The organism is Mycolicibacterium sediminis, assembly GCF_010731735.1.
In the GTDB taxonomy this organism is placed as follows: Bacteria; Actinomycetota; Actinomycetes; order Mycobacteriales; family Mycobacteriaceae; genus Mycobacterium; species Mycobacterium sediminis.
In genome coordinates this window covers 4509543-4522140 of record NZ_AP022588.1, presented here as the reverse complement: position 1 = coordinate 4522140, position 12598 = coordinate 4509543, and the positions used below count along the sequence as shown (strand labels likewise).

Here is a 12598-nt window from a genome sequence, read left to right as displayed (position 1 = left end):
GGTTATGCCTACTAAGTATCCCGGAACCCGACGTGGGAGTTCGTTCATGACCTCGATCAAGACCGCACTGACCTCGGTGGCCGCCGCCGGCATATTCGCCGCCGCGACCCTGGGTTTCGGAGCCGCATCGGCCATCGCCGAGCCGCCCCCACCGCCACCTCCGCCGATGCAGGGTGAGGTGCCGCCCGACTGGGCGCCGCCCAAGCCCAACGAGTTCTTCGACGGTCATCCCGTGGTCTGGTACTCCGGGTGGGGCGGTCGCTGGGGCGTCTGGATCAACGGCCAATTCCTGACCCTGTCGTCGAACCCGGTCACGAACGGCGGCTGAGCCCTCCCCGTCGCCTGGCCGGAGGCGTTATCCTCGCCGGGTGAGCACCGAGACCGTACCCGGCGGCGTCGTGCATGAGTTGCCCGAGGATTTGCGGGAGGCGTTGAGCGGCAACGGTGTTGCGCTGTCGGCTTGGCACGACATCACGCCCCTGGCCCGCAACGAGTTCATCTGCTGGGTCGAGGACGCCAAGCAGGAGAAGACCCGGCAGCGGCGCATCCGCCGGACGCAGGAGGAACTCGAGGAGGGCAAGCGCAGGCCGTGCTGCTGGCCCGGGTGCAAGCACCGGGAGCGGACCGGCGCCCCGCGCTGATCACGACTACCCGAACAGCCGGCGCTCGTCGGTGACGTCGTATTCGGCCACCGAGCCCGACAGCAGAGCCGCACCCTGCTCGTCGCTGGGTCCGCTGCCGCGAAAGGCCTCGACCGCAGCCCGGGACTCCCACCGCTCGAAGACGTTGACGCGACCGGGATCGAGGAGATCACCGCAGATCGCGAAGTCCAGGCAGCCCGCGGCGCCGCGCGCCTGCACGACCACGTCCGCGCACCCCTCGAGGTAGGCGGCGCGTTCGGTGGATTCGACGATCAGGTACCCCGCCACGATGACCACGTTCTCGCTCCTCGAGTCGACGACGTTCTCCACCGTGCCGACTCCGGGGGGCGCCCGAAGTCATCGCTGCGCCGATGTCCGACGAGCATGGACCATGGAGGACGTGCCCGAGGGTGACACCGTATTCGCGTTGGCCCGCCGACTGAGGGCGGCGCTCGACGGTCGCGTCCTGACCCGCGGCGAACTGCGCGTGCCCGCCCACGCCACGGCCGACCTGGCAGGACGCACCGTCCTGGCCCACGTCACCCACGGCAAGCACCTGCTGACGCGGTTCTCCGACGACCTGACGCTGCACACCCACCTCAAGATGTCGGGCTCCTGGACGGTCTCGCAGACCGGACGCGGCCTGCCGCCGACCGTCATGCCCGACGTGCGGGTCGTCCTGCGCACCGACGGCCCCGCCGCGTACGGCGTGAACCTGCCCCTCGTCGAACTGCTCGAGACGCGGGACGAGGCGCTCGCCGTGGGCCACCTCGGCCCCGACCCGCTGCGCGACGACTGGGACGCCGGTGAGGCCGCCGCGCGGGTCGGGTCCGATCCCGGTCGCCCCCTCGTCGCCGCGCTGCTCGACCAGCGGTGCGTGGCGGGTTTCGGCAACCTCTGGGCCAACGAATTGTGCTACCTGCGCGGCCACAGCCCGTGGACCCCGGTGTGCGACGTCGACGTGCCCGCCGTGCTGACCCTCGGCGCCCGCGCGCTGCGGCACTCCGCCACCGTGCCCGGCGCGATGCAGGTGACCACGGGCGTGCGACGCAAGGGCGAGCAGCACTGGGTGACGGGTCGCGCCGGACGGCCATGCCTGCGGTGCGGCACCACCGTGCGCGTCGTCGCCGAGATCCCCGGTGATCCCGAACGGCGTCGCACCTGGTGGTGTCCGCACTGTCAACCGGGCCCCCAGGAACCACCGCGATAGGGCGATGATGGAACACATGGAGTCGACCCGCATCGATCGATGGTTGTGGGCCGTGCGGCTGACGAAGACCCGCCCCGACGCCGCCGCGGCGTGCCGCGGCGGGCACGTGCGGATCAACGACCGCCCGGCGAAACCGGCGAGCACGGTGGCGCCCGGCGACGAGGTGCGCGCCGTGATCGGGGACCGGACGCGAATCGTCGAGGTGACGCGGGTGATCCAGAAGCGGGTCGGTGCCGCCGATGCGGTCACGTGCTACCTCGACCGCACCCCCGCGCTCCCGCCCGTCGTCGCCGTCCCCGTCGCGCTCCGGGACCGCGGAGCGGGCAGGCCCACCAAGCGTGATCGCCGTGTTCTCGACAGGTGGCGCGCAGGTCAGGGGTGATTCCTGGGCCCCGACGCACTCCATCGTCGTCACATCCGACACAGTGGCACCGCCCCAGGGTGTCGGTTCGGGTGATGCCCGCGTCCTGATTAGGGTGGGCGGTCCGGTGTTCTACGAGGGACGGGAGATACGTGGCTGACGACGACCTGACGATGTCGGCTGCGCCATTGCTCGAGGCGAACCGTGACCTGCAGGCCTCGCCGGCGGTCCGCCTGCTCTCGACGCTCAACCTGGGCCTGTTCGCCACGCTGATGGACCGCCACCTCGGGGCGGGCGTGGTGCCCGAGACGGAACTCGTGGTGCACCTCGAGCGCGACCTCACCGACCTCGGACACCCCGACGGGCAGACCGGTCTCGCGCTGATCAAGTCGTGGTCCAGCCAGGGCTGGCTGCACCGCGTCGCCGACCGACGCACCGGCGTCGAACGCAACGTCTGCTACCTCACGCAGGACGCTCGCCGCGCCCTGGACTTCCTGCGCGGAATGCGCCGTCAGGACACCATCGCCACCGGCGGTTCCATCCACGGGATCGCGTCGCGGCTCAAGCAGGTGGCCATCCGTGTCGCCGACGACCCGGACCGCGTCCGCGCCGGCATCGAGGCACAGATCGACGCCCTGCGCGCCGAACTCGACCAGCTCGACGCCGGCGCGAGCCGACCCGAGGTCGACGTGACCGACGCCTACGACGAGGCGCGTGCGATCGCCCTGCAGATGGAACGGCTGATAACCGACATCGGGCAGTACGGGACCATGATCGAGCAGGCCACCGCGGCCCTCGACGAACCCATCGACACCAACGTCGAGTACCGCGACCGGCAGCGTCGGATGTACGCCGACTACGAGGCGGCGTGGGACTCGCAGGGTCGCGATTCGCACCGCGCCTTCCTGCGGATGATCAACGATCCCGATCAACGCGCCGAGTTCGAGGCCGACGTGGCAGCCGTGGCCGACGCGCTCCCCGCGCTGGACCCGGCGCTGCGCACGGTGATGGCGGGTTTCTTCGAGCTGGTCGGTCACCAGATCGACGAGGTCGAACGCATCCAGCAGCGGTGCGCCCAGCGGGTCAAGCGCTTCACCGCGTTCGGCACCCTCGAGCAGAGCAGGGGCGTCGCCCGCCAGCTCAACGATGCGATCGGCGCGGCGCGGGCGCTGCTCAAGACCTCGTTCGTCGACTCGCGCCTCGACGTCGAACTCCCGCTCGCGCGCCACGCGATCAGCTCAGTCGGTGCGCTGGGGTTCCGGATCGGGGATCTGTCGAATCCGCGACCCGCCATCGCCTCCCGCGACGAGGTGGACCTCAGCGGCTTCGCCGCGCTCACCACGCAGGTCGACGCACCGGCGATGTCGGAGATGATCAACCGCGCGATCGTGGACGGCCCGGTGTCGCTGCCCGACGCGGTGACCCTGCTCGACGACGCCGGGCAGTCCGCCTACCTCGGACACGTGATCGTGCTGTGGTCCTGGGCGCTGGCGCAGCCGCACCTCGACCGGGCATCCGGGTCGGACACCGTCCGCTTCCGGTCGCTCGATGGCCGCGACCGGGTGATGGAGGTCCCCCGGCTCCTCTTCACCGAACCCATCTCGACCGAATTCACGTCCCTCGAGCCGGAAGCCGCACCGTGACACGTCAGATCGACGCACCCATCTCCGACCAGGACATCTCCGCGTTCTCCGCGCTGCCCCAGGTCGACCAGACCGCGCGGGCACCACAGCAGCGCCGGCCCCGCTTCGACGGTGACGTCAGCGAACTGCCCGACCGCGCGTGCTGGGCGCTGCAGCACCTGCTCACCCGGCGGTTCATCAGCGCCGACGCCGAGCGCGATTTGTACAGCTGGGTGCTGGAGTACCGCGCGCCGCTCAGCGTGCGGCTCTCCGAACTCGACCTGCAGCTCCGCATCGTCGACGGGGTGGACGTCGCCTTCGTCGAACAGGCCCGCTACGAATCCGCACGCGGCGTCAAGCTCCTGCGTCGTGAACCGCTCGGCACCTACGACTCGATCCTCGCCCTGCACCTCGCCCAGATGATGCGCGCGTCGGGTGATCAGACCGTGCTCATCAGCCGGGAGGAGGTGCACGGACTGTTCTCCGGCGTGCTCAACGAGGTCGACCGCGACGCCGTCACCTTCACCGCACGCATCGACGGCGCGATCGCCCGCCTCGCCGCGCTGGAGATCCTCAAGCGCAGCGGCGACGACGAGGACAGCTACACCGTCAGCCCGGTGATCACCGCCGTCATGACCGCGTCTGTCATCACCGAACTGCAGCAGCAGTTCGAGGCGCTGATGGGCGGCGCGGCCGCCGCCCCGGCCGTCGCCGCCGCCCCCGCCGTCGCCGTCGTCGCCACCGAGCAGGAGGGTGACCTCGATGCCTGAGCAGTTCCACCTGTCGCGGCTGCAGGTCGTCAACTGGGGCGTGTTCGACGGGTACCACTCGATCCCCTTCGACCGGGGCGGCGCACTGATCGCGGGCGCCTCCGGCAGCGGCAAGTCCTCACTGCTGGACGCGATCTCGCTGGGCTTCCTGCCGTTCAACCGGCGCAACTTCAACGCCTCCGGCGACAACACCGCCGCCGGATCCAGCGCGGGCCGGCGCACCGTCGACAAGTACGTCCGCGGCGCGTGGGGGCAGCGCAGCGACGGTGGCACCAGCCGGGTCATGTACCTGCGCGGCGACGGCACGGCCTGGTCCGCAGTCGCGGTGACCTACACCAGCACCGCCGGCCGCACCGTCACCGGCCTCGTGCTGAAGTGGCTGACCGGCGACTCGCGCTCGGACTCGTCGAGCCGATTCGTGCTCGCCGACGGCGACCGCGACATCGAGGACGTCTGCAACCGTTGGGCCGCAGGGCGATTTGACGCGAGCGTGTTCAAGGTCCCGGGCGAGCGAAGCGACGGGAAGGATTCGGAGTGGCGGTTCTCCACCAGGGTCGAGTCGCAGTACCTTGCGCAGCTGTACGCCACCATCGGCATCCGCGCGTCGGATGCGGCGCAGCAACTGCTCGGAAAGGCGAAGTCGCTCAAGAGCGTCGGCGGGCTGGAGCAGTTCGTCCGGGAATTCATGCTCGACGAGCCCGGCAGCCTGGCCCGGCTCCCGGAGGCGCTCAAGCAGATCGACCCCCTCGTGGACGCGCGTGAACTGCTCGCGGTGGCGCAGCGCAAGCGCAAGATCCTCGGCGACATCGAGGCGATCCAGCAGCGGTACGCCCTGGAGTCGTCCGATCTGGGCATCATCGACCTGGTGGACCAGCCGATGGTCCGCGCCTACACCGACCACGTCCGGCTGGCGCGGTGTCCCGCGCAGATCGTCGGGCTCGACGCCACGATCGACCAGCTCGGCAACGAGTACGAGGACGTCACCCGCCAGCTGAACCTGGCCAAGGCCGAGGGCGACTCGCTCAACGCGCAGATCAGCGGGTCGAGTGCGAGCATCGGGCCGCTGCAGTCGCAGGTCGCCGGCGCCGAGGCCCAGGCCGAGGAGGTGTCGCGGCGCCGCGCCGTCTACGACGCGATGCTCGCCGCGCAGGACCTCGACGTGCCCGAGACCGCCGACGACTTCTGGAACCTGCGCGAGGACCTCGGCGGTCGGATCACCGAGCTGACCGCCAAGCTCGACCGCGGCCGGGAGGCGTCCACCGACGCCGAGTACACGCAGAAGGTGGCGCGCATCGCCCGCGACGACGCCGCCAAGGAACTGCGCCGCGTCGAGCACGTCGGGTCCGCGCTGCCCGAGTCGGCGATAGCGATGCGCGAACTCGTCTGCGACTCAGTGGGACTCGACGCCCGGGAACTGCCGTACGTCGCCGAACTGATGGATCTGCGTCCCGAACACGGCCGCTGGCGAATGGCCGTGGAGAAGGTGCTGCGCAACGTGGGCCTGCGCCTGCTGGTGCCCGACCGGCACTACGCGGCGGTCCTGCGCTTCGTCAACGAGACCGACATGCGCGGTCGCCTGCAGGTGCACCACGTCCGCGAACGGCTCCTCGGCGCCGAACCGGCCGAAGCCGACCCGAACACGTTGGCGGGCAAGCTGTTCGTCGTCGACGCCACGCACGTCTGCGCGGCGGAGGCCGCCGACGTGGTGGCTGCCGCCGGCGACCACGTCTGCGTCGAGACGCCCGACCTGTTCCCGCGGTTCCGCCGCGCCGTGACCGACACCGGTCTGTACAAGGACTCCGACCGGCTCGCCGTCAAGGACGACAGACGCGCGCTGCGGCAGTCCGACTACATCTACCAGGGCGACGTCGCCGCGAAGATCGACGCGTTGACCGTCGACCTCGCCGTGGCAGAGGAGACGTATCAGGCCGCGCGGCGCGCAGCAGACGACATCGCCGCTCGACGCCAGCAGATGCGCGACCGGGCGACGGCGTGCAAGGCGATCTGCGAACAGTTCCCGCAGTGGAATCAGATCGACACCGACACCGCCGACGGGCACGCCGAGAGGCTGCGCGAACAGTACGAGTTGCTGCTGGCCGACCACCCGGACATCGAGGCGCTCAACGCCCGCGCCGACGCGTGCTGGGACGAGATCCAGGCCCTGATGACCCGGCGTGGTGCGATCCAGACCCGTCGCGACGACCTCGACGGACGGCGTACGCGCCTGCTGGAACTCCAGGAGCGGCTGGCGCCCGCGTTCGTCTCCGAGCCGCTGACCGAGCTGCTCGACCGCTACGCCGGCGACGTGCCGGTGACCCTGGAACTGCTCAACCCGGAGCCGCATCGCGAGGCGGTGTTCACGGCCCTCCGCCGCGAGCGCGACCAGCTCCGCGAGAGCAGGAGGCGCTCCTACGACGAACTCGCGCGCATCCTCAACACCTTCGACACCGCTTTCCCCGACGCCGTCCCCAACGACAGCGACGTCTTCGACGAGCGCGTGCACGACTACGTCGCGGTGTGCAGGCACATCGACGAGCGGGAGCTCCCGGAGGCCTACGAGCGCATGATGCGACTGGTCACCGAGCAGGCACCGGACGCCATCCTCACTCTGCACCGGATCGCCGAGCAGGAGGCTCGGCGCATCAGCGACCAGATCGACCGCGTTAACACCGGTCTCGGCTCGGTGGAGTTCAACCGCGGCACCCGGCTGACCCTGCGCGCCACCGGGCGCAGTCTCACGGCGGTGTCCGAGCTGACCGAGGTCGTGCGGGCCATCTCACGGAGGATCGCCGAGGTCGGACTGGGAGACAAGCAGGCCATCCTCGACCAGTACGCGGACATCCTGCGGCTGCGGAACCGGTTGGCGTCCAACGCCCCCGAGGACCGGGCGTGGACCCGCGACGCGCTCGACGTGCGCAACCGGTTCACCTTCGACTGCGCGGAGTGGGACGTCGCGAGTGGAGAGCTGATCCGCACGCACAGCAACGCCGGCGACAACTCCGGCGGCGAGCAGGAGAAGCTCATGGCGTTCTGTCTGGCGGGGGCGCTGAGCTTCAACCTCGCGGCGCCCGGCAGCTCGGACAACCGGCCGGTGTTCGCCCAGTTGATGCTCGACGAGGCGTTCTCCAAGTCCGACCCGCAGTTCGCGCAGCAGGCCCTGCAGGCGTTCCGCAAGTTCGGCTTCCAGCTCGTCATCGTGGCGACGGTGCAGAACGCCACCACCATCCAGCCCTACATCGACGGCGTGGTGATGGTGTCCAAGCGGGAGGCGACCGGTCGCGATGCCCGGCCCGTCGCCACCGTCGCGACGAAGACGATCTCGGACTTCGCCGCGCTGCGCAAGGGGCTCGGAGCACCGGTCGAGCGGGTTCCCGCCGGAGTCTGACCGTCCGACCTACACTCCCGAGTGTGAGCACTCCCCCGACCACCGAGGACGGGCACTACTTCGTGATCGACGGGCGCCGGTGGCGTGCCACCGACCCGTCGATCCCCGAGGAGCGGCGTGCCGAACTGGTGGCCATCCTGATGGCGTGGCGACGAGAGGTGCGGCGCACCAAGGGAACCGACGACGAGCGGGCTTCCCGGGCGGGAGTCCAAGCGACCAAGGTGGCCCTCGGGGAACGCGGTACACCGCCGTGGTGGGAGCAGTCCGACGCCGAACGCCGGGCGCGGTGGGAGTCCGACGTCCCGGCGCCGAAGAGTGACCGGTCACCGTGACGCGCATCGGTGGGCTGCTGACCCTGCTGGCGATCAACGCGGTACCCGCGTTCGGGTGGTTCGCCGGGAACTGGTCGGACGGCACGACGCTGGCGGTGTACTGGTTCGAGAACGTCGCCGTCTGCCTGTCGGTGTGGGCCCGGATCGTCGTCCACCGCAGGCGCAGTCCGCGTCGCGGGCACTTCCGGTACGAGGCGGCCGGCGAGTCCAAGCGCAGCTCGACGGGATCCTTCGTGCAGGGCTACCTGATCACCACCCTGGCGTTCTGCACCGCGCACGGCGTCTTCCTCGGCATGATCCTTCTGCTGCTCACCGTCAACGGCCGAGGCGAGTTCGCGGTCGTCGACTGGCGGACCGTCGGCATCGGGTGCGCGTGCGTGGTGGTCGTCCTGCTGGTCGACTTCGCCGTGGACCTGAAGAGACTGCCGAACTGGTCGTTCCTCTCGATCGAGCAGATGGCCTACCGGGGACTGGGCCGCGTCGTCGTCGTCCACCTCACCCTGATCTTCGGCCTCGTCGCGGTCGCCATCACGGACGCGCCCAACTCACTGTTCGGCGTCTTCATCGTGCTCAAGACCCTCTACGCCGTGGCCTCGGCGCTGCCGCAGTGGGAACCGGCGAGTGCACCGCCATGGCTGAGCCGGGTGATGAACCGGATGCCGAACGTGCACCCGGGCGAGAAGTTCGAGGAGTTCTGGGCCAGGGATCGCGTCGGCGAACTCGAGCGGCGGGCACGCAACGAAGAGCCCTGGACGCCACCCGGCACCCGCCGCGTGCACTGAGGCATCACCCGCCTCGGCGCGGGTACCCCTCCCTCTCGGTGGCGACGAACGAGAGGAGTCTCGAGATGACGGCACATGGCTGGCAGGTCGTCGTCGCACGGGCGTACGACGCGGGAAACCCCACGGACGGAGCGCAGGAGACCGTCGTCGCCGACGCGGGCGAGGACGAGGCGCGGCGCGTCTACGCGGACACGGTCGCCGCGGCCGCCGACGAGGGATACACCTACGTCCGCTTGAGATCGGCGGGGCGAGACGTCGATCACTGGCCGCCCGCGTCCGGTTGGACCTGCTGACCTCCGGTGACAGGATGGTCCGCGTGGCAGAGCGCGTCGAATTCCCGAGCAGTACCGGACCCACCCTGGCCGGTGTCCTCGACACCCCGCACGGCGAGGTACGCGGCTGGGGGGTCTTCGCGCACGGGTTCACCCTCGGCAAGGACTGCCCGGCCGCCAGTCGCATGTGCAAGCAACTGGCGAGCGAGGGCATCGGCATGTTGCGCTTCGACAACCTCGGACTCGGCCACTCGGACGGCGACTGGGGGGACGGCTCCTTCTCGCACAAGGTGGCAGACACCGTCCGCGCCGTCGAGTTCATGAACGGGTCGGGTCGCGAGGTCCGGGTCCTCGTCGGCCACTCGTTCGGCGGTGCCGCCGCCATCGCCGCCGCGCACGACTGCCCATCGGTGGCCGCGGTCGCCAGCGTCGGCTCCCCCTTCCAGCCGGCGCACGTCGAGCACAACTACGACGCCCTGGTGCAGCGGATCGAAGAGGACGGCGAGGCGCCGTTCCTGATCGGCGGCAAGGCGCTGACGCTCAAGCAGCACTTCATCGACGACGTGCGCGCGGCAGATCTGCGGGAACGCATCAAGACGCTGCGCAGGGCGCTGCTCGTCATGCACTCCCCGACCGACAACACCGTCGGCATCGCCAACGCCAGCGACATCTTCCGGGCGGCGCGGCACCCGCGCAGCTTCGTCTCGCTCGAGGGTGCCGACCACCTGCTCACCGGCAAGAATCAGGCCGCGCGGGCGGCACGCATCATCAGCGCCTGGGCCGACCCCTACCTCTGACGGCAGGCCCGTCGACGGGTGCGCCGGACGGCAGATCCGTCGTGCGAATGCACCCAAACGGCGGGTGACCCGCAGCTAGGCTCGGACGGGACACCCGGGAACCGAGCTCAGCGAGGAGCAAACGCCCATGGCCAGCCCAGCACACCACGACGCCGACCCGACCGCGGAGACCCCCTTCGACCGCGCGGTCGCCGCCACCCAGAGCTACTTCGACGCACCACGCTTCGAGGGCATCATCCGGCTGTACGGCGCCCGCCAGGTCGTCGAGCAGCGCGGCACGATCGCGTCGGACCACACCGTCGCCCGGGAGGCCGCCGAGGCGTTCTATCCGCATCTGCGAAAGTTGTTCGCGGAGAAGCGAAGCATCACGACCTTCGGCCCCTACTCGCCGGGCCAGGCCGTGGTGATGAAGCGGATGGGCATCGAGGGCATCTACCTCGGCGGCTGGGCGACGTCGGCGAAGGGATCGATCAGCGAGGATCCGGGGCCCGATCTCGCGAGCTACCCGTTGAGCCAGGTGCCCGAGGAAGCCGCCGGCCTGGTCCGGGCGCTGCTGACAGCGGACCGCAACCAGCAATACCTGCGGCTGCAGATGAGCGAGGAACAGCGCGCGGCGAGCCCGGTCTACGACTACCGGCCGTTCATCATCGCCGACGCCGACACCGGGCACGGCGGCGATCCGCACGTCCGCAACCTGATCAGGAGGTTCGTCGAGGCAGGAGTACCGGGTTACCACATCGAGGATCAGCGGCCGGGGACCAAGAAGTGCGGCCACCAGGGTGGCAAGGTCCTGGTGCCGTCGGACGAGCAGCTCAAGCGCCTCAACACCGCACGCTTCCAGCTCGACGTGATGGGGGTGCCCGGCATCATCGTGGCGCGCACCGATGCGGAGGCCGCCAACCTCATCGACAGCCGCGCCGACGAACGCGACCAGCCCTTCCTGCTCGGCGCCACCAACCTCAAGATCCCCACGTACAAGTCGTGCTTCCTGGCCGTCATGCGCCGCTTCCACGACAGGGGCGTCACCGAACTGAACGGCCACCTCCTCTATGCGCTGCCCGACGGCGAGTACGCCACCGCCGAGGCGTGGCTCGAGCGGCAGGGGCTGCTGAGCGTCATCGACGAGGCCGCGGCGACCTGGCTCGACGGCCGGGAATCGTCCGTGGACAAGGTCTACGACGAGGTCGAGTCGCGATTCATCGATGCCTGGCAGCTCGATTCGGGCCTGCAGACCTATGGCGAGGCGGTGGCCGAGATGCTCGACTTCCGTGCCCGCGAGGGCGAGACCCCGGGGATGAGTGCCGACGAGTTCCGCGCGTTCGCTCAGCGGGCACCGCTCTACACGGCGCGGGAGAAGGCACGTGAACTCGGCGTCGACGTCGCGTGGGACTGCGAGCGCGCCAAGACCCCGGAGGGCTACTTCCAGGTGCGCGGCGGCATCCCCTACGCGATCGTGAAATCGCTTGCCGCAGCACCCTTTGCGGACATCCTGTGGATGGAGACCAAGACCGCGGACCTCGCGGACGCCCGCGAGTTCGCCGAAGCCATCCATGCCGTCTACCCCGAGCAGATGCTGGCCTACAACCTGTCCCCGTCGTTCAACTGGGACACCACCGGCATGACGGACGACGAGATGCGGGCCTTCCCCGAGGAACTCGGCAAGATGGGCTTCGTCTTCAACTTCATCACCTACGGCGGTCACCAGGTCGACGGCGTCGCCTCCGAGGAGTTCGCCACCGCCCTGCGGCAGGAGGGCATGCTCGCGCTCGCCCGGTTGCAACGCAAGATGCGGCTCGTCGAATCTCCCTACCGCACACCGCAAACGCTGGTCGGCGGTCCCCGCAGCGATGCCGCGCTGGCCGCATCGTCGGGTCGGACAGCCACCACGAAATCGATGGGCAAGGGGTCCACCCAGCATCAGCACCTGGTGCAGACCGAGGTGCCGAAGAAGCTGCTGGAGGAGTGGCTCGCGCTGTGGAGCGAGTACTACGAGTTCGGCGAGAAGCTGCACGTTCGGCTGCGGCCGCGACGCGCCGGGTCCGACGTACTCGACCTCGGGATCTACGGCGACGGCGAGGATCCCCTGGCCAACGTGGTGGTCGACCCGATCAAGGATCGGCACGGCAGGAGCATCCTCACGGTGCGCGACCAGAACACGTTCGCCGAGAAGCTGCGCAAGAAGCGGTTGATGGACGTCATCCACCTGTGGCTGATCCACCGGTTCAAGGCCGAGATCGTCTACTACGTGACGCCCACCGAGGACAACATCTACCAAACCGAGAAGATGAAGAGCCACGGCATCTTCACCGACGTGTACCAGGAGGTCGGCGAGATCATCGTCGCCGACGTCAACCAGCCGCGGATCGACGAACTCCTGGCGCCGGACCGGGAGGCGCTGTCCCGGTTGATCCGCAAGGAGGACTGAG

The 12598-nt window shown here is 69.7% G+C and carries 13 protein-coding genes; 12 read left to right on the top strand and 1 reads right to left on the bottom strand.

Translation table 11 applies throughout. The annotated features are described in order from the left end of the window. Positions 1 to 46: 46 nt before the first annotated feature. Both G6N64_RS21620 and G6N64_RS21615 read left to right on the top strand, forming a co-directional pair. Positions 47 to 328 (top strand): hypothetical protein, encoded by a 282-nt coding sequence (locus G6N64_RS21620; protein ID WP_163799630.1) that lies wholly within the window; start codon positions 47 to 49, stop codon positions 326 to 328. A gap of 40 nt (positions 329 to 368) precedes the next feature. Continuing rightward, complete coding sequence (locus G6N64_RS21615) at positions 369 to 641, top strand: YdeI/OmpD-associated family protein (RefSeq protein ID WP_163799628.1); 273 nt, start codon at positions 369 to 371, stop codon at positions 639 to 641. A 6-nt stretch (positions 642 to 647) separates the two neighbouring features. Here G6N64_RS21615 and G6N64_RS21610 read toward each other — a convergent pair whose 3' ends face one another. Continuing rightward, on the bottom strand, positions 648 to 938 hold the full coding sequence (locus G6N64_RS21610; protein ID WP_163799626.1) for a putative quinol monooxygenase: 291 nt from the start codon (positions 936 to 938) through the stop codon (positions 648 to 650). Between the two features lie 94 nt (positions 939 to 1032). Here G6N64_RS21610 and G6N64_RS21605 point away from each other — a divergent pair, with 94 nt between their 5' ends. The 10 genes from G6N64_RS21605 (at position 1033) to aceA (ending at position 12597) form a co-directional block, all read left to right on the top strand. Continuing rightward, on the top strand, positions 1033 to 1851 hold the full coding sequence (locus G6N64_RS21605) for a DNA-formamidopyrimidine glycosylase family protein (protein ID WP_276018163.1): 819 nt from the start codon (positions 1033 to 1035) through the stop codon (positions 1849 to 1851). A gap of 16 nt (positions 1852 to 1867) precedes the next feature. Then, positions 1868 to 2233 (top strand): Hsp15 family ribosome-associated heat shock protein, encoded by a 366-nt coding sequence (locus G6N64_RS21600; protein ID WP_163799624.1) that lies wholly within the window; start codon positions 1868 to 1870, stop codon positions 2231 to 2233. Between the two features lie 152 nt (positions 2234 to 2385). Then, positions 2386 to 3855 (top strand): DUF3375 domain-containing protein, encoded by a 1470-nt coding sequence (locus G6N64_RS21595; RefSeq protein ID WP_163802001.1) that lies wholly within the window; start codon positions 2386 to 2388, stop codon positions 3853 to 3855. A gap of 20 nt (positions 3856 to 3875) precedes the next feature. Further along, positions 3876 to 4604 (top strand): DUF4194 domain-containing protein, encoded by a 729-nt coding sequence (locus G6N64_RS21590; RefSeq protein ID WP_409370786.1) that lies wholly within the window; start codon positions 3876 to 3878, stop codon positions 4602 to 4604. Further along, positions 4597 to 7989, top strand: a complete 3393-nt coding sequence (locus tag G6N64_RS21585) for an ATP-binding protein (RefSeq protein ID WP_163799622.1) — start codon at positions 4597 to 4599, stop codon at positions 7987 to 7989. The genes G6N64_RS21590 and G6N64_RS21585 overlap by 8 nt, the downstream gene beginning before the upstream one ends. Before the next feature lie 23 nt (positions 7990 to 8012). Then, on the top strand, positions 8013 to 8321 hold the full coding sequence (locus G6N64_RS21580) for a hypothetical protein (protein WP_163799620.1): 309 nt from the start codon (positions 8013 to 8015) through the stop codon (positions 8319 to 8321). Beyond that, on the top strand, positions 8318 to 9103 hold the full coding sequence (locus G6N64_RS21575) for a DUF6498-containing protein (RefSeq protein ID WP_163799617.1): 786 nt from the start codon (positions 8318 to 8320) through the stop codon (positions 9101 to 9103). The genes G6N64_RS21580 and G6N64_RS21575 overlap by 4 nt, the downstream gene beginning before the upstream one ends. Before the next feature lie 65 nt (positions 9104 to 9168). Beyond that, a complete protein-coding gene (locus tag G6N64_RS21570; RefSeq protein ID WP_163799615.1) occupies positions 9169 to 9396 on the top strand; it encodes a hypothetical protein in 228 nt (75 codons plus the stop codon). A 23-nt stretch (positions 9397 to 9419) separates the two neighbouring features. Then, positions 9420 to 10172 (top strand): alpha/beta hydrolase family protein, encoded by a 753-nt coding sequence (locus G6N64_RS21565; RefSeq protein WP_163799614.1) that lies wholly within the window; start codon positions 9420 to 9422, stop codon positions 10170 to 10172. A gap of 127 nt (positions 10173 to 10299) precedes the next feature. Then, complete coding sequence (aceA, locus tag G6N64_RS21560; RefSeq protein WP_163799612.1) at positions 10300 to 12597, top strand: isocitrate lyase ICL2; 2298 nt, start codon at positions 10300 to 10302, stop codon at positions 12595 to 12597. The last annotated feature ends 1 nt before the right edge of the window (position 12598 follow it).

Coding starts and splice junctions, on each gene's coding strand:
- G6N64_RS21620 (WP_163799630.1), top strand. CDS start 47: ATGACCTCGATCAAGACCGCACTGACCTCGGTGGCCGCCGCCGGCATA.
- G6N64_RS21605 (WP_276018163.1), top strand. CDS start 1,033: ATGGAGGACGTGCCCGAGGGTGACACCGTATTCGCGTTGGCCCGCCGA.
- G6N64_RS21600 (WP_163799624.1), top strand. CDS start 1,868: ATGGAGTCGACCCGCATCGATCGATGGTTGTGGGCCGTGCGGCTGACG.
- G6N64_RS21595 (WP_163802001.1), top strand. CDS start 2,386: ATGTCGGCTGCGCCATTGCTCGAGGCGAACCGTGACCTGCAGGCCTCG.
- G6N64_RS21585 (WP_163799622.1), top strand. CDS start 4,597: ATGCCTGAGCAGTTCCACCTGTCGCGGCTGCAGGTCGTCAACTGGGGC.
- G6N64_RS21570 (WP_163799615.1), top strand. CDS start 9,169: ATGACGGCACATGGCTGGCAGGTCGTCGTCGCACGGGCGTACGACGCG.
- aceA (WP_163799612.1), top strand. CDS start 10,300: ATGGCCAGCCCAGCACACCACGACGCCGACCCGACCGCGGAGACCCCC.